The 16,825-nt window shown below is 61.8% G+C and carries 17 protein-coding genes; 7 read left to right on the forward strand and 10 right to left on the reverse strand.

Annotated elements, in window-relative coordinates; all coding sequences use genetic code 11:
• Window positions 1–68 precede the first annotated feature (68 nt).
• Complete coding sequence (locus tag PO860_RS17570) at window positions 69–710, forward strand: DUF1007 family protein (RefSeq protein ID WP_183609460.1); 642 nt, start codon at window positions 69–71, stop codon at window positions 708–710.
• The gene (locus tag PO860_RS17575) at window positions 704–1,774 is read left to right on the forward strand and encodes a nickel/cobalt transporter (protein ID WP_273881712.1); all 1,071 of its coding nucleotides are present in this window, start codon (window positions 704–706) and stop codon (window positions 1,772–1,774) included. Before PO860_RS17570 ends, PO860_RS17575 begins: the two co-directional genes overlap by 7 nt.
• Window positions 1,775–1,861: 87 nt before the next feature.
• Here PO860_RS17575 and PO860_RS17580 read toward each other — a convergent pair whose 3' ends face one another.
• The 4 genes from PO860_RS17580 to PO860_RS17595 all read right to left on the reverse strand — a co-directional run bounded on the left by PO860_RS17580 (window position 1,862) and on the right by PO860_RS17595 (window position 4,397).
• Entirely contained in the window at window positions 1,862–2,068 is a 207-nt protein-coding gene (locus tag PO860_RS17580) for a hypothetical protein (RefSeq protein ID WP_272784894.1), read from the reverse strand.
• Window positions 2,065–2,760, reverse strand: coding sequence for a GNAT family N-acetyltransferase (locus tag PO860_RS17585; RefSeq protein WP_272784893.1), 696 nt, complete (start codon window positions 2,758–2,760; stop codon window positions 2,065–2,067). Before PO860_RS17585 ends, PO860_RS17580 begins: the two co-directional genes overlap by 4 nt.
• A gap of 167 nt (window positions 2,761–2,927) precedes the next feature.
• Complete coding sequence (locus PO860_RS17590; RefSeq protein WP_275037908.1) at window positions 2,928–3,647, reverse strand: tellurite resistance TerB family protein; 720 nt, start codon at window positions 3,645–3,647, stop codon at window positions 2,928–2,930.
• A 111-nt stretch (window positions 3,648–3,758) separates the two neighbouring features.
• A complete protein-coding gene (locus tag PO860_RS17595) occupies window positions 3,759–4,397 on the reverse strand; it encodes a 2-dehydro-3-deoxy-phosphogluconate aldolase (protein WP_047616308.1) in 639 nt (212 codons plus the stop codon).
• Between the two features lie 154 nt (window positions 4,398–4,551).
• On the opposite strand from PO860_RS17595, the gene PO860_RS17600 reads away from it, so the two are divergent.
• The 4 genes from PO860_RS17600 to trhO all read left to right on the forward strand — a co-directional run bounded on the left by PO860_RS17600 (window position 4,552) and on the right by trhO (window position 7,559).
• Entirely contained in the window at window positions 4,552–5,040 is a 489-nt protein-coding gene (locus tag PO860_RS17600; protein WP_275037909.1) for a CYTH domain-containing protein, read from the forward strand.
• Window positions 5,018–5,926 carry a CHAD domain-containing protein gene (locus tag PO860_RS17605; RefSeq protein WP_275037910.1) on the forward strand — a complete coding sequence of 303 codons (909 nt, stop codon included), beginning with the start codon at window positions 5,018–5,020 and terminating at the stop codon, window positions 5,924–5,926. Before PO860_RS17600 ends, PO860_RS17605 begins: the two co-directional genes overlap by 23 nt.
• Window positions 5,927–6,080: 154 nt before the next feature.
• Window positions 6,081–6,557, forward strand: a complete 477-nt coding sequence (locus PO860_RS17610) for a VOC family protein (protein ID WP_275037911.1) — start codon at window positions 6,081–6,083, stop codon at window positions 6,555–6,557.
• A 72-nt stretch (window positions 6,558–6,629) separates the two neighbouring features.
• Window positions 6,630–7,559: an oxygen-dependent tRNA uridine(34) hydroxylase TrhO gene (gene trhO, locus PO860_RS17615; protein ID WP_183609454.1), complete on the forward strand. Its 930-nt coding sequence runs from the start codon at window positions 6,630–6,632 to the stop codon at window positions 7,557–7,559.
• Between the two features lie 45 nt (window positions 7,560–7,604).
• Here trhO and PO860_RS17620 read toward each other — a convergent pair whose 3' ends face one another.
• Both PO860_RS17620 and PO860_RS17625 read right to left on the reverse strand, forming a co-directional pair.
• Window positions 7,605–9,821 (reverse strand): putative bifunctional diguanylate cyclase/phosphodiesterase, encoded by a 2,217-nt coding sequence (locus PO860_RS17620; protein ID WP_275037912.1) that lies wholly within the window; start codon window positions 9,819–9,821, stop codon window positions 7,605–7,607.
• A 95-nt stretch (window positions 9,822–9,916) separates the two neighbouring features.
• Window positions 9,917–11,290, reverse strand: a complete 1,374-nt coding sequence (locus PO860_RS17625) for a GH1 family beta-glucosidase (RefSeq protein ID WP_275037913.1) — start codon at window positions 11,288–11,290, stop codon at window positions 9,917–9,919.
• Between the two features lie 264 nt (window positions 11,291–11,554).
• Here PO860_RS17625 and PO860_RS17630 point away from each other — a divergent pair, with 264 nt between their 5' ends.
• Window positions 11,555–11,959 (forward strand): DoxX family protein, encoded by a 405-nt coding sequence (locus PO860_RS17630; protein ID WP_183609451.1) that lies wholly within the window; start codon window positions 11,555–11,557, stop codon window positions 11,957–11,959.
• 75 nt (window positions 11,960–12,034) lie between these two features.
• Here the strand turns inward: PO860_RS17630 and PO860_RS17635 are convergent, their stop codons facing one another.
• The 4 genes from PO860_RS17635 to PO860_RS17650 all read right to left on the reverse strand — a co-directional run bounded on the left by PO860_RS17635 (window position 12,035) and on the right by PO860_RS17650 (window position 16,793).
• Entirely contained in the window at window positions 12,035–13,222 is a 1,188-nt protein-coding gene (locus tag PO860_RS17635; protein WP_275037914.1) for a Gfo/Idh/MocA family protein, read from the reverse strand.
• Between the two features lie 233 nt (window positions 13,223–13,455).
• Window positions 13,456–14,508 (reverse strand): sugar phosphate isomerase/epimerase family protein, encoded by a 1,053-nt coding sequence (locus tag PO860_RS17640; RefSeq protein ID WP_183609449.1) that lies wholly within the window; start codon window positions 14,506–14,508, stop codon window positions 13,456–13,458.
• A gap of 250 nt (window positions 14,509–14,758) precedes the next feature.
• On the reverse strand, window positions 14,759–15,706 hold the full coding sequence (locus tag PO860_RS17645; RefSeq protein ID WP_275037915.1) for a substrate-binding domain-containing protein: 948 nt from the start codon (window positions 15,704–15,706) through the stop codon (window positions 14,759–14,761).
• A gap of 82 nt (window positions 15,707–15,788) precedes the next feature.
• Window positions 15,789–16,793, reverse strand: coding sequence for an ABC transporter permease (locus PO860_RS17650; protein ID WP_183609447.1), 1,005 nt, complete (start codon window positions 16,791–16,793; stop codon window positions 15,789–15,791).
• Window positions 16,794–16,825 lie beyond the last annotated feature (32 nt).

Below are 16,825 nucleotides of genomic sequence, written 5' to 3' on the forward strand. Positions count from 1 at the left end.
AGCCCGGTCCCAATTCCGTCCCAATTTCTGGCAAGAAGTCAGGGTCACCGAACAGGGCAGCGGGATAGATGAGATATTCGACGATACTGATGGCCGCGCTTCTTTCGCTGGCGCCGGCCGCCGCCTTTGCCCATCCGCACATCTTCGTGGAGGCTCGCCTCGAGGTCGTGGCCGACAAGGACGGCAGCGTCGAGGAATTGCGCAATGTCTGGCGCTTCGACGAGGTCTTCTCCTCCTCGGTGGTCATGGATTTCGACAAGAACACCGATCTGAAGCTGGAGCCGAACGAGCTCGCGGAGGTCGGGAAAACGGTGAAGCAGTCGCTTGCCGAATACGATTACTACATGAACCTGACGATCAACGGTAAGAATATCACCGTCCAGAAGCCCGATATCATCCATGTCGACTACAAGGACGGTCAGCTGCTGATGTTTTTTGCGGTGAAACCGGCGGAGAAGATGCCGCTCAAGGGCAGGCTCACCTTCGGCGTCTACGACCCGTCGCTTTATACCTCGATCGATTTTCCGACAGACAACGAACTTTCATTGGTCGGCGACGGCTTCAAGGCCTGCAAGCATCAGGTGGTAAGACCTGATGCCGACCAGGTGATCTCGCAGAACAAGCAGTCGCTGACCGACGCCTTCTTCAACGATCCCACCGGCACCAACATGTCCAAACTCTTCGCCACCCGGCTGGAGGTCACATGCTGATGAGACGCCTGACCCTTTCCGCTGCAGTCCTCGCGCTCCTGACGGCGGCAAGTCTCGCCCATGCGCAGTCGCCGCTCGGCATCGGCACGGCGGAGCCGAGCTTCCAGCCGACCGGCGGGCCGCTCGCACCGCTTTTGCTCTATGTGAATTATGAACAGCAGGCCTTTTACCGGGCACTGACCGAAGCCTTGAAGGCGATGCGCCAGGATCCGTGGCAGCTGGCATCGCTGATCGGCCTCTCCTTCGCCTACGGCGTCTTCCATGCCGCCGGCCCCGGCCACGGCAAGGCGGTCATCTCCTCCTACATGATCGCCAACGAGATCGAGCTGAAGCGCGGCGTCGTCATTTCCTTCATTTCGGCTTTTATCCAGGGCGTCGTCGCGGTGGCGCTGGTCGGCGGTGCCTGGCTGGTGCTGCGCGGCACCGGCATCACGCTGACGGCGGCGACCCATGCGATGGAGATCGCAAGCTTCGTCATGGTCATCCTCTTCGGCGGCTGGTTGCTGTTGCGCAAACTGCGCTCGATGGTGGGCAACATGCCGCGCCGCCGGCTGATGGCCACATCTGCCGGTCCGGTCAGCATGATGCTCGACTGGAAGGACAATGCCGCCGAACGCCAGACCTATGCCTTCAACGGCAAGGCGCAGGCCGTCGAAGCCGGCCACACCTTCGTTCCCGGCATGGCCTGCGAGACCTGCGGCAATGCCCATGTGCCTGATCCGGCCCTGCTCTCCGGCGACAGGTTCAGCGCACGCGAGGCCTGGTCGGCGATCGTTGCCGTCGGTCTTCGCCCCTGCTCCGGCGCTTTGCTGGTTATGACCTTCTCGCTGTTGAACGGGCTATATCTCGGCGGCGTGCTTTCCGTCGCCGCCATGTCGCTCGGCACGGCGATCACCGTTTCCCTGCTTGCCACCCTTGCCGTCACCGCCAAGAGTGCCGCCGTCCGCCTCTCCGGCCACGGCTCGACCGCCTCGGTCTGGATCGGCAACACCATCGAAATCCTCGGCGCCGTGCTTGTCATCCTGATGGGCGCCCTGCTGCTCGGGGCCTCGCTGCAGGGCTAGCAATTCCAGCAAGGCTGCGCAGCGGCTTTGCCAGGCAAAGCGTGAAACGCTTTTGCCGGGAATTGCGCAACGCTCAATGCTGTCGGCCTATTTCTCCTGGCCGCGCTGATAGCGCGCCCGCAGCCAGAAGACCACGAAGAACGCCAGGATCAGGCAGACGCCGACGGCAATCGCCAGCGTCGGCGAGAAATTGCCGATCCACAGCACGATGGTCGGCAGGAAATAGATGACGAGGCTGGCGCCGAGCAAGATGATGCCGGCGGCGATTGCCTGCGAGCGGCTTTCCGGGCTCATGCCAGCCTTTCCTTTTCCAGATCGGCGCGGATATCCTGCAGGCGGCGGATCTGGTTGCCCTCGGCGTCGAAATTCCCCGGCGAAAGCCAGGCCTCGAAGGCGTCGTTGATCGTCGGCCATTCGGCATCGATCATCGAGAACCAGGCTGTGTCGCGGTTGCGATGCTTGGAGATCATGTGCTGGCGGAAGACGCCTTCGAAGCTGAAACCGTAACGCGCGGCCGTCGTCTTGCTCGCCTCGTTCTTATTGTCGCATTTCCATTCGTAGCGGCGGTAGCCGAGTTCCTCGAAGACGTGCTTGGCCATCAGATAATGCGCTTCGGTGGAAAGCGGCGAACGCTTCATCTCCGGACCATGCGCCACGCCGCCGATCTCGACGACGCCGTTTGCCGGGTCGGCGCGCATATAGTTCGCCATGCCGACAATCTTTCCGGTGGCGTTGTCACGGAAGATATGGGTGAGCCAGCCGGACTTGGTGTAGACCGTTTCCAGCCAGTTGGCGAAATCGTCGATACCGGAAAAATCGTCCTGCGCGAAATAGAGAAGCAGCGGGTTGATACCCATGCCGCCGAGCCCGTCCCACAGGGCCTCGAGATGTTCCGCGCGCCGATAGGGCTCGACGGTGACGAAACGGCCCTTCAGCATGACCGGCTTCGGCGCCGGGCAGCCTTTGAAATTTGCAAGATCCCGCATGTTCACTCCCCTTGTCTAGGAGTGGATAGGCCAGCCGCCCGACAAAGGCAACCGGCCTAAAGCGCGTCGCAATCTTTCAGTTTCGCTCCTCGCGCTTTAGGACTTTATTTCTAAGCATGTCGTTATCGCAAAACCGCTGCACACTTTTGCGCGCCATGCCTTAGATGTCACTGTGACAAGGTCACCTTGGCGGAGGAGACCGTCGCCTCGATATGGTCGACCAATTGGTCGGCAAGGCCAAGCCGGCCGGCGAGGAGATCGAGATAACCGCGCTCGGCGCGCGAATCCCGCTCGATGGTGAGCCGCGAGGCGGTGTAAAGTTCGACGCGCTGTTCTTCCGTCCTCGCGGCAGCGACGAGTGCATCGAGATCCGTCGGCGAAGCGAGTTCCCGCTCGATGAAGGCCGCAGCCTCGCCGCTGACATCGGCCGCCTTGACCTTGTCCATGATGAGGGCGCGTTCGGCATCGTCGATATGACCGTCGGCCTTGGCGGCGGCGATCATCGCGCGGATCAGCACCAAAACGAATTCATTGCTGCCGGCAGGCGACGCCGGCCCGAAACCGGATTCGACCGGCGGCGGCAGGAGAACCGGATTGTTGGCCGAGGGCGCATCCGAGGGGGCTGCGGGCGCCTGCCCCGCCTGGTGATTCTTGTAGGCCTGGTAGCCGAGGCCAGCAATGGCGGCAAGACCGCCGATCGCCAATGCATTGCCGGCAATACCCCGGCCGGTCTTAGTGCCGAGAAGCGCGGCGGCAATCGCACCTGTCGCCAGCGGGTTGTTTTTAGCCGTCTGAACAGCGTCGCCCGCCCTGTCGCGGACCGAACCGCCGAGACCCGGCACCTGCGAACCCAAGAACTGGTCGAGAAGCTTCTTTGCGTCGAACATTCCTCGTCATCTCCCTGTTTGAAGCTGGAGAGGTACATAGGTTTGCGACGGCTGAAATACAAATTGAGGAGTGGGGATTATGCCCGAAGGCCGACCCCACCCTGCCGAAACTCAGGCCTTCAGTGCCGCCGCTTCTGCCGCGAGCCTGGTAATGCCAGCCCAGTCGCCGGCTGCGACCAGTTCTTTCGGCGCCACCCAGGAGCCGCCGACGCAGATGACATTCGGCAGCGAGAGATAATCATTGGCGTTCTTCAGCGAAATGCCGCCGGTCGGGCAAAACAGCGTGCCGGCGAGCGGCGAAGAGAGCGCCTTTAGCAAGGCCGCGCCACCGGCCTGCTCCGCCGGGAAGAATTTCAGCACTTGATAGCCTTCTTCGCGCAAAGCCATCACTTCGCTGGCGGTCGCAGCCCCGGGAAGCAATGGCACATCGGAGTCGGCGGCGGCATCGAGCAGTTCCTGTGTCGTGCCCGGGCTGACGATGAACTTCGAACCGGCCTCGACGGCGGCTTGCCAATGGGCGGCATTCAGGATTGTGCCGGCGCCGACTTCGGCGCCCTCGACCTCGGCGGCGACGGCGCGCACGGCATCGAGTGCCGCCGGCGTGCGCATGGTGATCTCGATCGCCTTCAGGCCGCCCGCGACGAGTGCGCGGGCCAGCGATACCGCCGACTTCGCATCGTCGACGATCAAGACCGGAACGACAGGCTGGAGTTTCAGGATGGAAAGGAGCTTTTCGGTTTTCTCGCCCATGGTCGTGCGACTTCCTTGAAACGATTGAATTCGGATCCCGAATAACGCTCCCGCCGACCCTTGTCGAGATAAAACCAGACCATATGACAAGATGGGTATGAAATGCGTGGAAATTGGTCTACCGTGCCGCAATCGTCACAAAAGGTTCACCGATATGGCGAAAGAGATCGAGCGAAAGTTTCTTGTACGCAGCGATGGATGGCGTTCCGCCGTCGAGGCGAAGTCTGTCCTGAGGCAGGGTTACATCGCCTCGATGGACGACCGTTCCGTCCGGGTGCGCATCCTCGACGGCAAGAGTGCGAGACTGACGATCAAGATCGGCCGCAGCGCCATCACCCGGGACGAATTCGAGTACGACATCCCGATCGCCGATGCCGAAGAGCTGTTGCAGAATGCGATCGGCATCGTCATCGAGAAGACACGCTACCGCGTTCCGCATCAGGGTTTCGTCTGGGAGGTCGACGTCTTTGCCGGCGAACATCGCGGGCTTGTCATCGCCGAGGTGGAGATGACGGCCGAAACCGACAATCCGGCCCTGCCCGCCTGGCTCGGCCGCGAAGTAACCGGTGATTTCCGCTATTCCAATCAGGCCCTTGTCACAGAATACGAGCACGACAGGCATGGCCTATCGCATTCGGCCTGACGCCGATTTCACCGATGAGTTCCGCAGTGTCGCGACGGAGCAATTGGAACGCGCCGCCGCGGTTCTCGAGGAACGCCCGGACGGCGCGCATGAGGCGATCCATTCCTTCCGCAAGAACCTGAAACGATTGCGTTCGCTCTACCGCCTCGTGGCCCGCGAGGTACCGGATTTCCAGGCCCGAGAAAACGCCAGGCTGCGCGATGCCGCGCAGTCGCTGTCAGCGATCCGCGATGCGGCCGCCCTCATCGGCACCGCGCAATATCTGCAGCAGTCGGCCCGTGGGCCGGAGGAGAGCGAGGCGCTCGGCCGCATCGTCACGATTCTAGAAGGACGCCGCGACTGGATGGCGGCTGCCGAAAGCGACCTGGAACAGCGGCTGACGGAAACCTCCGGCGTTCTGCAGGAGGCGATCGCTGCCCTGGGTGGAGTCTGTTTTGATGGCGGCCATCGCAAGACTGCCCGCAAGCTGGGGAAGAGCTGGCGCCGAACCGCGCGGAAGGCGAAGGCAGCACTGGCGGCCTGCCACGGCGAGGCATCGGCCGACGATTTCCATACTCTGCGCAAACGCACCTACGACTACCGGCTCTATCACGGCCTTTTGCGCGATGCCTGGCCTGGCGCGATGAAGGCCAAGCGCGATGCGGCCAGGGAACTCGTCGAGGATCTCGGCCATATCCACGATCTCGCCGTGCTCTCCGAACTCGTCGAAGCCGAGCCGCAGCTCTTCACCCGCAACGACGATCTGGCCCATCTGCTCGACGCCATCATCTTCCGCCAGCAGGAAGACCGGCGGCAAGCGCTTGTCAAAGCCGAAACCGTCTTCACCGATGATCCCGACGAGGAAGCGCAGCGGATCGAGCTTCTGTGGCTGACGGCCGGGAGTTGAAGGGCGGCGAAATCGAGCGGCTTGTGCGCTGACGGGTTTGCATTGCGCCGGCGCGCCTAAGAAATTTTCACAGGAAATGCCATTGACCTCAAGCAATCTTGAGGTCCTACCCTCCGGAGGTCGAACAAGCAGAGACCTGACCCGCGAGGACGAAATGACCGCCAAAAATGCCGCGATGCCAAAGCTGCTCGGACTCTACGAGACCCATCTGACCGTTGCCTATCTCAAGACCTCCACGGATTTCTATCGCGATGTCGTCGGGCTCGAACCGGCGGCCTCATTCGAGGAGCGCAAAGTCGCTTTCCTCTGGGTGGACGATAGAAAGACCGGCATGCTCGGCCTCTGGGAAACCGGAACCGGACCGCTGAAGATGCGGTTGCATATCGCCTTCCGCATGACCGCCGACGGTGTGCTGCAGGCTCCCGCCATTCTCAAGGCGAAGGGCGTGGAGCCTCTCGGCTTTACCGGTGAACCGGCAACGGAGCCGGTGGTTCTCGGCTGGATGCCGGCGCTGTCGATCTATTTCAAGGATCCAGACGGGCACTCGATCGAGTTCATCAGCATTCTCGACGACACCCCCGACCGGAGCTTCGGCGTGCGGCCGTTTTCCGAGTGGCAGGCGCGAGCGTAGTCGGCCGCCTGTCGAAGCCGCCGCTGGCAAGGGCAATTGCGCGGCCCGCCGATTTTCTGTATTTCCTGGCGCATGACCGACAGCCTCACACCCACCAGCCCGTTCCTCGTGGCGGCACTCTATCATTTCGTTTCCGTGCCGCGCTTTGCCAGCCTGCAGGATCCGCTGCAGACGCTTTGCGAAGAGAATGGCGTCAAGGGAACGCTGCTTCTGGCGCATGAGGGCATCAACGGCACGATCGCCGGCCCGGATGCCGGCATTGGCGCCGTGCTCTCCTTCCTGCGCACCCAGCCGGAATTTTCGGGTCTGGAGCATAAGGAAAGCCGCGCATCGAAAATGCCCTTCCTGCGCATGAAGGTGAAGCTGAAAAAGGAAATCGTCACCATGGGCGTCGAGGATATCGACCCCAACAAGGTGGTCGGCACCTATGTGGCGGCGAAGGACTGGAACGCGCTGATCTCCGATCCCGATACGATCGTCATTGATACCCGCAACGACTACGAAACGGCGATCGGCACCTTCCGCGGCGCGATGGACCCGAAGACGAAGACCTTCCGCGAATTTCCGGATTGGGTGCGGAACAATCCCGGCCTGCACAACAAGCCGAAGGTCGCCATGTACTGCACCGGCGGCATACGCTGCGAAAAGGCCACCGCCTTCATGAAGGCTGAGGGCTTCGACGAGGTCTATCATCTGAAGGGCGGTATCCTGAAATATCTGGAGGACGTGCCGCAGGAGGAAAGTCTCTGGGACGGCGCCTGTTTCGTCTTCGACGAGCGCGTGTCGGTCGAGCACGGGCTGAAGGAAGGTGAACACCGCCTCTGCCACGCGTGCCGCAACCCGATCACTGCCGAGGAGATCACCTCGCCGCTCTACGAGGAAGGTGTTTCCTGCAGCCATTGTTATCCCAAGCGCACAGAAGAAGACCGGCTGCGCTACCGCCAGCGGCAGCACCAGATCGCCCTCGCCAAAAAGCGCGGCCAGCGGCATATCGGCAGCTGAGCCGGGGTGCGGATCAAGCCTGCTGTCTGAAGATCAGGCCGCCGGTCAGGCTGCGCCAATGCGACGCCAAGCCTCCGGCGGCGGCGCTGCACGCCGCTCGTTCAGCATCTCAGTGATAAGGTCTGATGTAACCGGCTTTCCGAACAAATAGCCCTGCAGGCAATCGCAGCCGAAGAGGCGCATGGCGATGGCCTGTTCCTCGGTCTCGATGCCTTCGGCCGTCACCGGAATGTCGAGCGAGCGGGCAAGCGCCACCGTCGCCTGCAGCATCTCGCGCTGGCGCTTGTCCTCGTTGACACCCATGACCAGCGAGCGGTCGATCTTGATCCGGTCGAAGCCGAACTGCCTGAGATAACCGATCGAGGAGAAGCCGGAGCCGAAATCGTCGAGCGCCACCTTGACCCCGAGCGCCTTCAGCCGTTCGATCGACTGGCGGGTGCGTTGCGGGTTCTGGATCATATAACCTTCGGTGATCTCAAGCGTAATGCGCCCGGTCTCGATCTCCGTCTGCTTCAGCACGTAGCGCACATAGTCGGCGAAGGCGGGATTGCGGAACTGGCCGGGCGAGACGTTGACCGAGACGTTGAGGTCCGGCCATTGCTTGGCCGTCTCGCAGGCCTTGCGCAACACGAACAGGCCAAGCGATTCGATGAGGCCGCTGGTCTCGGCGATCGGGATGAACAGCTCGGGCGAAACAGGGCCATGGCCCGGACGATTCCAGCGCACCAGCGCCTCGACGCCGGTGATCGCATGTGTGCTTGCATCGATCAGCGGCTGATAGGCGAGCGTAAGGTCGCCGCTTTCGATGGCGATCCTGAGATCGAGCTCCAGCGCATTGCGCTGCTCTCGATCCGCATCCATCGACGGATCGTAAAGCATCATGCGCGCGCGGCCGGCCTCCTTCGCCTTATACATGGCAAGGTCGGAGCGCCGCACCAGTTCTTCCCGCCCGATCGTACCGAGAGACGACATGGCGATGCCGATGCTGGCCCCGACGACGACGACCCGGCGGCCGATCTCCAGCGGCTCGACAAGAAAATCGAGGATCTGCTCGGCAAGCTGCAGTGCGGCGGCATTCTCGCTGTCGGAGAGAAAGGCGATTGCAAATTCATCGCCACCGATACGAGCGAGGACCGCTCCTTTCGGAATGAGCACGTCGAGCCCGGCCGCGACGGCACGGATCAACTGGTCGCCGGTGCCGTGGCCATAACTGTCGTTGACTTCCTTGAAACCATCGAGATCGAGATAGAGGAGCAGCACGTTGCGCTTGGTCTGGCGCGCCTCGACGACAAAACGGTCGACGGCGAGCCCAAGACCATCGCGATTGGAAAGACCGCTCAGCCGGTCGCGCAGCGCCTCTTCGCGGGCGTTGTTTTCCTCGCTTTTCAGCCTGCGGCCGGCAAGCCAACCGATGAGCAGCAGCACCACGAAGAACAGGCCGACGAGGCCGAGCGCCTGAATGACCATCGGCCGCACCTGTGCATAGCCGGCATCACCAGGCGAACGCGAGGTCCAGACGAGCTTTTTGAGCGTCGCCCCCGCCGGATCGGCGATCGGCACGAAATAATCGGCCTCGAAGTTCGCCGGCGCCAGCCTCAGCCCGCCGATGACATAAGTCTGGCCAAGCGCCGCCACCCTGTCGTTATCGAGATGGCGGGCGAAAACCAGATAGCGGTGCTGGCCGGCGGGCACTTCAAGGGCACCGGATTTTTTCCGCACCAATGCCACGCCGACAGCCGCAATACCCCTTCTGGTGGTGACGAAGCCAACCGCCTGCGGAGTACCGGTCGGGCCGATGGCCTTCACCGTCTCGAACAGGGTCCAAAGCGTAGGCGCGAAGAAATCCGTGAGCGGCTCCTCCATCGGCTTGCCGTCGCGATAGGCCATGATCGCCTTCTTCTCGTCATCGATGACGATCGCCATGTCGAACAGCGAGCTGTTGGCAGACACTTCGCCATAATTGCTCACGGTCCAGGCCATACCATCAGGCGCGTAGACATTGACGGCGGCATCGTCCCAGGCGGCGTAATCGTCGAGCGTCGCGCCGAGCTGATCCTCGAAGGTCTTCACCGCGCCGATCGTCGTTTCGCGCGAGCGCTCGTCATCGAGGAGATTGGCATTTTCGGCCACCCGTTCGAGCGCCGTCAGCACCATGAAGGTGACGACGGCGACAATGACGGCAAAGGAGAAAAGCACGCCCGTGACGGTGATGTGACGGCCTATTTTCGATCCCTTGCTCTGCGATTTTCCGGCTGTCTGCATCACGGCTCCCTGACCGTCGGACTTTGCCAGCTAAGGGTTCAAAAACGTTTAAGCAAGCACTGCAGATCTTTGTGCCCGCTGCGTGAGGGCAATGGCTAACCCGCCTTGTGATTGCCCTTTGGGAATTGCGCTGCGAGTTTGCTGTACCACTTGCCGCTGTTCTTCACCGTACGCAGCTGCGTCTGATAATCGACATGGACGAGGCCGAAGCGCATGCGATAGCCTTCCGCCCATTCGAAATTGTCCATCAGGCTCCAGGCGAAATAGCCGCGCAGGGGATAACCGTCCTTGATGAGGTCGGCCACGACATCGAGATGGTCCCCGAGATAATCGAGACGCATCGTATCATCGACCGCGCCGTCGACGACGCCGGTGTTGTCGCAGGCGCCGTTCTCGGTGATGTAGCATTCCGGCAGGTCGTAGCGGCGGTAAAGGTCCTCAACCGAAAGCTTCAGGCCCGGCGCATAGATTTCCCAGCCGATATCGGTCTTGACGTCGCTTGCCGGCGGCGCTTCCACAGTCCAGGGGAAATCGCCCTTGCGTTCGGCATCATCGGTGATGCGCTCGGGCTTGTAGTAGTTCAGGCCCCACCAATCGAGTTTCTGGCTGATGAGTTTTAGGTCGCCATCCTCGATGACGGGCATACGGTCGCCGAGCGCTTCGACGAATTCTCTGGGATATTCGCCCTTGAAGACGGGATCGAAGAAGGCGCCGTTGTGGAACTGATGCGCCCGCTCGCCGGCGGCAAGATCGGCCGGGCTGTCGGAGCCCGGGATGATCGAGGCGGCGTTGAGCACCAGCCCGACGGGCACATCAGGGGCTTCCGAGCGGATCGCCTCGACGCCGAGGCCATGGGCAAGGTTCATGTAATGCATGGCATGCAGGGCGGCCTGCATGTTGCGTTCGCCCGGGGCATGGATTCCATAGAGATGGCTGAGCCAGACGATGCACCAGGGTTCGTTGAAAGTCGCGACCCGGTCGAGGCGGTCGCCAAGGCGGTTCATCACCGTCTTGGCGTAGCGCTGAAACGCATAGGCGGTCGAGCGCGCGGTCCAGCCGCCGTCGCCGGCAAGCAACAGGGGCAGATCCCAGTGGTAGAGCGTCGCGAAGGTCTTGATCCCGCGCGCCTTGCAGCCGTCGATAAGCCGATCGTAGAAATCGAGCCCGGCCTCGTTCACCGGACCCGTGCCGTCGGGGATAATGCGCGGCCAGGCAATGGAGAAGCGATAGGCTTCGACACCCATCTCCTTGATGAGATCGAGGTCCTGCTCCAACCGGTTGTAGTGGTCGCAGGCAACGTCGCCGTTATCGCGATTATAGACGCGGCCGGGCATGTTGCAGAAAGCATCCCAGATGGATGGCTTGCGGCCATCGGCCTTGCTGGCGCCCTCGATCTGGAAGGCGGCGGTGGCAACGCCGAAGGTGAAATCGCCGGGAAGGCGGGCTGCAAGCGTCTTTGCATCGATCATTGGTAAACCCCGTCTTTCGGCTTGTCGACTGACCGTCTGGGTTCGGATTTAGCCAAGCCGGAAAGCAAAGTACAGGCCCGGAAGAAGAAAAACTGCAACGTTACAGTATGGCGACGGAACGGTGGTACCTGCACCGTTCAATCGTCCGAGCCAGCGGACTTTCCGCCTCCGACTGCTCTTATAACGCGAATGTCAGCAGTCGTGATTTGCCGCCGAGCCGACGATCACCGACACAGCCATCATCGCAAACATGAAAGGAATCCGATGCTGTCTTCGATCCATCTGCTGCAGCCGCATCTGCTGAGCCTGTTGCGCATCGTCTCGTCACTCGTGCTGTTCAGCTACGGAACGCAGAAGATCCTGCATTTTCCGGTTGCGGCAAGCGTACCGCCCGTCGGCTCGCTGTCCTGGGTTGCCGGCCTGATCGAACTCACCCTCGGCTTCCTGGTCCTGGTCGGATTCCAGACCCGGATCGCCGCCTTCGTGCTCTCGGGCCTCATGGCCTTTGCCTATTTCATCGGGCATGCGTCGAAAGGTATCTACCCCGCGCAGAATGGCGGCGTCGCGGCGATCCTGTTCTGCTTCGTGTTTCTTTATCTGGTGGCGGCGGGCGCCGGACCATTGAGTGTCGACAACCTGCTCAAGCGCGGCCGCACGGCCGCGGTCTGATCGACCATAAACAAGAACGCCGAGGCGATTCGAGCCCGCCTCGGCGTTTTCATTGGGCAACCGGGATCGATAGACTCAGACCTTGACCCATGCGCCGTTCTTCTTCGAAGACGCGACGCAGGCTTCGACGAAGGCCACGCCCTTCACGCCGTCGTCCACGGTCGGGTAGACCACGGCCTTGTCGACGGCCTTGCCCTTCTTGCGGGCATTGATCGCATGGGCAGCTTCGGTATAGATCGTCGCAAAGGCCTCGAGATAACCCTCGGGATGCCCTGACGGCACGCGCGAGACGCGGCCGGCGGCCGCGCCTGAACCGGCGCCGCCCCGGGTGATCAGCCGCTTCGGTTCGCCGAAAGGCGTGTACCAGAGATAGTTCGGGTCCTTCTGGGTCCATTCCAGCCCGCCCTTGCTGCCGTAGACGCGGACCATCAGGCCGTTTTCATGGCCGGGCGCCACCTGGCTGCACCAGAGCATGCCCTTAGCCGGCTTCTCCGAACCCTTCGCCTTGAAACGCAGCATGACATGGGCATTATCGTCAAGCCGGCGGCCGGGAACGAAGCTGTCGAGATCGGCGGCCAGGCTGTCGAGTTCCAGGCCTGATATGAACGAGGCGAGATTATAGGCATGCGTGCCGATATCGCCTGTGGAGCCGCCGACGCCGGACTGCGCCGGATCGGTGCGCCAGGCGGCCTGTTTCTGGCCGGTCTGCTCCACGGCTTCGGTCAGCCAGTCCTGCGGATATTCGGCCTGGACGACTCTTATATCGCCGAGTTCGCCGTTCGCGATCATCTCGCGCGCCTGGCGGACCATCGGATAGCCGGTGTAATTATGCGTCAGCACGAACAGCGCGCCGCTCTCGTCGGCGATTTTCTTCAGCTTCTTCGCATCGGCAAGGTTTGACGTCAGCGGCTTGTCGCAGATGACGTGGATGCCGCGCTTCAGGAATTCCTTGGCCGCATCGTAATGCACATGGTTCGGCGTGACGATCGCCACCGCCTCGATGCCGTTCTTCAGCTTTGCCTCGCGGATCGCCATCTCGCGATAGCTGGAATAGGTCCGCGACGGATCGAGACCGAGATCGCGGCCGGACTGCACGGCCTTTTCGGGCGTCGATGACAGCGCGCCGGCGATAAGATCGTACTGATCGTCGATGCGCGCCGCGATACGGTGCACCGCGCCGATAAACGCGCCCGCGCCGCCGCCCACCATGCCAAGCCGGATGCGCGGCTCGCGGGTCTGTTCGGATGATGCTTCGATTGCCATTCTGTCCTCCTGGAATTCAACTTGGTGCGGATGCGTGCCCCTCATCCGGCTGCCGCCACCTTCTCCCCGCAAACGGGGCGAAGGGACTGTGTCGCACCCTCTCCGTTCCACCTCACTCTCGCAAGGCACGCCCCCTCTCCCCGTCAGAACGGGGGTGCGAAGGACGGGTCGAGACGAGTGGCTCGACCCGGTACGGTCAGGGTGAGGGGCAGCCTCGCGTCAAGACCTATATCTTAAAGCCCCAGCATCCGCCGGTTCGCAGCCTGATCGGTGCCGCTGCCGGCGAAATCGTCGAAGGCCTTTTCCGTGACGCGGATGATATGAGCGGCCACGAATTCGGCCCCTTCGCGGGCACCATCCTCCGGATGTTTCAGCGCGCATTCCCATTCGACCACGGCCCAGCCGTCGAAATTATTGGCGGTCATCTTGGAAAAAACCGCGCCGAAATCGACCTGGCCGTCGCCCAGCGAGCGGAAGCGGCCGGCGCGTTCCACCCAGCCCTGATAGCCGCCGTAGACGCCCTGGCGCCCGGTCGGATTGAACTCCGCATCCTTGACGTGGAACATCTTGATGCGGTCCTTGTAGATATCGATATTGTCGAGATAATCGAGGCACTGCAGGACGTAGTGCGAGGGATCGTAGAGCATGTTGGCGCGCGGATGGTTCTTCACGCGCTCCAGGAACATCTCGAAGGTGATGCCGTCATGCAGGTCCTCGCCCGGATGGATCTCGTAGCAGACGTCGATACCGTTCTCGTCCGCATGGTTGAGGATCGGCGTCCAGCGGCGGGCGAGTTCGTCGAAGGCCGTCTCGACCAGACCGGCAGGACGCTGCGGCCAAGGATAGATGAAGGGCCAGGCAAGGGCGCCGGAGAAGGTCGCATGCGCTTTGAGCCCGAGGTTTTTGGATGCCGTCAGCGCCAGTTTGACCTGCTCGACCGCCCATTCCTGGCGCGCCTTCGGATTGCCCCGCACCTCGGGTGCGGCAAAGCCGTCGAAAGCTTCGTCATAGGCCGGGTGCACGGCGACGAGCTGGCCTTGCAGATGGGTCGAAAGTTCGGTGATCTCGATGCCGTTTTCGCGCGCCTTGCCGGCGAATTCGGCGCAATAATCCTTGGATGTGGCAGCCTTTTTCAGATCGATCAGCTGGCTGGCCCAGGTCGGCACCTGGACGCCCTTGTAACCGATGTCGGCCGCCCATTTGGTGATTGCGTCCCAGGAATTGAAAGGAGCGGTATCGCCCGCGAACTGGCCAAGGAAAAGGCCGGGGCCCTTGATCGTCTTCATGTCAGATTCCTCCCTGAATATCGACCGTAAACGTTTCTGAAGTGTTGTAGCACGCAATTTGGCGGGCGCAAGGCGCCTCCTTGCCCTGGGCTCGTGATTGGCGCGAAGCCGGATGCGATATGGCGGCGAGCTAATCATGATGGGCTGTGGCGGGCAAGAGGTACGTGCAGCATATTCGGCGGGGCACGGTATGGACGCATAAAAAATGCGCCCATCCCTAACGAATGGGCGCATCTCTCCAATCGATGGATCAGAACGGAGAATCCGGGAAATAGAAGTCCTTGGCATTCTCCTTGGTGACGAGCGTTGCGTCGAGGATGTAGCTGCCGTGGACCGGCACCTGATCATAGAGCGCCGCCGCCGTCAGCTCCATTGCCGTACCGACCATTGCCGGCGGATAGAGAACGTCGACCGGGATCAGCTTGTCGCCGTTCATGACCTTCTTGACCATATCCTTGGAGCCGGCACCGGCGACGACATACTTGATGTCGGTGCGCTTGGCCTGCTCGATCGCCTGCAGAACGCCGACGGCCATGTCGTCGTCCTGGCACCAGACGACATCGATCTTCTGATACTTCGTCAGGTAGTCCTGCATGACCTTGAAGGCATCGTCGCGGTTCCAGTTGCCGTACTGACGGTCGAGAACCTTGACCTTGGAGCCGGCAATACCCTTGTCGAAACCGTCCTGGCGCTGCTGGTCGATCGGGATCGGCAGTCCGCGGATGATAACGACCTCAGCTTCCGGGGTCTTTTCGGCAATGTACTTGCCCGCGACTTCGCCGAGCGCCGGGTTGTTGCCGGCGACATAGAGGTCGCGCACGGAATTGTCATTGTTGCTCGGCGCACGGTCGACGAGGGCGACGAACTTGCCCTTGCCTTTGACTTCCTTGATGGCGTTGACGAGCGGATCCGGATCCGACGGCAGAATGACCAGGGCGTCGATGCCCTGCGTCTCGAGATCCTGCACGGCGTTTGCCTGGCTTGCGGCATCCGGCGAGGTCTTGACGATAACGTTGAGACCGGGATGTTCGGCCATCAGCAGTTTGGCGACGCGTTCGGCATGGAAGACAACGCCCGAGGTCCAGCCGTGGTCGGCGGCCGGGATGGAGACGCCGATCGTGAATTTCTTGTCCTGGGCGTAAGCGGCGCCGGCGAATGTCACCGCCGCAACCGCGAGACCCAACATCAATTTCCGCATGCTATTTCCTCCCAATGATTTCAGGGACTTTTCCATACCGGACCGGACGCCCTGTAAACCCGGTCAAATGCAAGCGGTCAGATCATGATTTGCGCACCAGCGAGCGCTGCACGAACATGGCGATGATGATGATCGCACCCTGGATGGCGCCGATCAGATACTCGCTGATGAAATTCGAAAGCAGCATGATGTTGCCGACCAGTTCGAGAATGAAGGCGCCGCAGATCGTGCCCCAGACCCTGCCCGCGCCACCCTTGAGCGCCGTACCGCCGACGACGACAGCCGTAATCGCCTGCAGCTCCCACAGGATGCCCGTTGTCGCCGACGTCGAGCCGAGCCTGGGAACATAGAGCAGCACGGCAATGGCGACGCACAGTCCCTGGATGACGAAGGCGATCGTCCTGACACGGTTGACCGCGATACCGGAATAGCGGGCGACATCGCTGTTTGATCCCACCGCGACGACGTGGCGCCCATAACGGGTGCGATAGAGGATGAAGGCCGCAACCGCGGTCACTGCCAGGATCACCACGATCGGCACCGGTATGCCGGCGATATTGCCGAAATAGGCAGGACGATAGAGCGTCTGGATATCGGCGGAGCGAAGGGTGATCGCGCCGCCCTGCGACAGCCATGTCGTCAGACCGCGATATATGCCCATCGTGCCGAGCGTCGCGATGAAAGGCTCGATCTTGCCCACCGTGGTGATCAGGCCGTTCGCCAGACCGCAAAGCGAACCGGCGACCATCGTGAAGACGACCGCAACCGTCAGCATCAGGGCCGGGTTTTCGATGGCGCCCGAATTCATCAGCAGGATCATCAGGCTGGCGACAAAGGCCACCATCGAGCCCACCGACAGGTCGAGATCACCTGCCGAGATCACGAAGGTCGCGCCGACCGCAATGATAGCGATGAAGGCGCTGCGCGTCGCGACATTGGCAAGGTTGGTGATGCCGATGAAATTGGGATTGACCAGAGCTCCGACGATCAGGAGCAAGGCCAGGGCGACGAAGGGTGCCACCGCTCGCAGGTCGACATCCCGCCAGGACCGGCGCCGGATTTCCCTGGTCTCCTCGTTGACACTCATTTCCAAAACCAACCTCCCGTCCCGTATTTTAT

Origin of the sequence: Rhizobium binxianense, assembly GCF_028994275.1 — a bacterium.
GTDB lineage: Bacteria > Pseudomonadota > Alphaproteobacteria > Rhizobiales > Rhizobiaceae > Rhizobium > Rhizobium binxianense.

Bases quoted from the DNA above. Each gene is read 5' to 3' on its own strand.
- PO860_RS17570 (WP_183609460.1), top strand. From the start codon at position 69: ATGAGATATTCGACGATACTGATGGCCGCGCTTCTTTCGCTGGCGCCG.
- PO860_RS17575 (WP_273881712.1), top strand. From the start codon at position 704: ATGCTGATGAGACGCCTGACCCTTTCCGCTGCAGTCCTCGCGCTCCTG.
- PO860_RS17580 (WP_272784894.1), bottom strand. From the start codon at position 2,068: ATGAGCCCGGAAAGCCGCTCGCAGGCAATCGCCGCCGGCATCATCTTG.
- PO860_RS17585 (WP_272784893.1), bottom strand. From the start codon at position 2,760: ATGCGGGATCTTGCAAATTTCAAAGGCTGCCCGGCGCCGAAGCCGGTC.
- PO860_RS17590 (WP_275037908.1), bottom strand. From the start codon at position 3,647: ATGTTCGACGCAAAGAAGCTTCTCGACCAGTTCTTGGGTTCGCAGGTG.
- PO860_RS17595 (WP_047616308.1), bottom strand. From the start codon at position 4,397: ATGGGCGAGAAAACCGAAAAGCTCCTTTCCATCCTGAAACTCCAGCCT.
- PO860_RS17600 (WP_275037909.1), top strand. From the start codon at position 4,552: ATGGCGAAAGAGATCGAGCGAAAGTTTCTTGTACGCAGCGATGGATGG.
- PO860_RS17605 (WP_275037910.1), top strand. From the start codon at position 5,018: ATGGCCTATCGCATTCGGCCTGACGCCGATTTCACCGATGAGTTCCGC.
- PO860_RS17610 (WP_275037911.1), top strand. From the start codon at position 6,081: ATGACCGCCAAAAATGCCGCGATGCCAAAGCTGCTCGGACTCTACGAG.
- trhO (WP_183609454.1), top strand. From the start codon at position 6,630: ATGACCGACAGCCTCACACCCACCAGCCCGTTCCTCGTGGCGGCACTC.
- PO860_RS17620 (WP_275037912.1), bottom strand. From the start codon at position 9,821: ATGCAGACAGCCGGAAAATCGCAGAGCAAGGGATCGAAAATAGGCCGT.
- PO860_RS17625 (WP_275037913.1), bottom strand. From the start codon at position 11,290: ATGATCGATGCAAAGACGCTTGCAGCCCGCCTTCCCGGCGATTTCACC.
- PO860_RS17630 (WP_183609451.1), top strand. From the start codon at position 11,555: ATGCTGTCTTCGATCCATCTGCTGCAGCCGCATCTGCTGAGCCTGTTG.
- PO860_RS17635 (WP_275037914.1), bottom strand. From the start codon at position 13,222: ATGGCAATCGAAGCATCATCCGAACAGACCCGCGAGCCGCGCATCCGG.
- PO860_RS17640 (WP_183609449.1), bottom strand. From the start codon at position 14,508: ATGAAGACGATCAAGGGCCCCGGCCTTTTCCTTGGCCAGTTCGCGGGC.
- PO860_RS17645 (WP_275037915.1), bottom strand. From the start codon at position 15,706: ATGCGGAAATTGATGTTGGGTCTCGCGGTTGCGGCGGTGACATTCGCC.
- PO860_RS17650 (WP_183609447.1), bottom strand. From the start codon at position 16,793: ATGAGTGTCAACGAGGAGACCAGGGAAATCCGGCGCCGGTCCTGGCGG.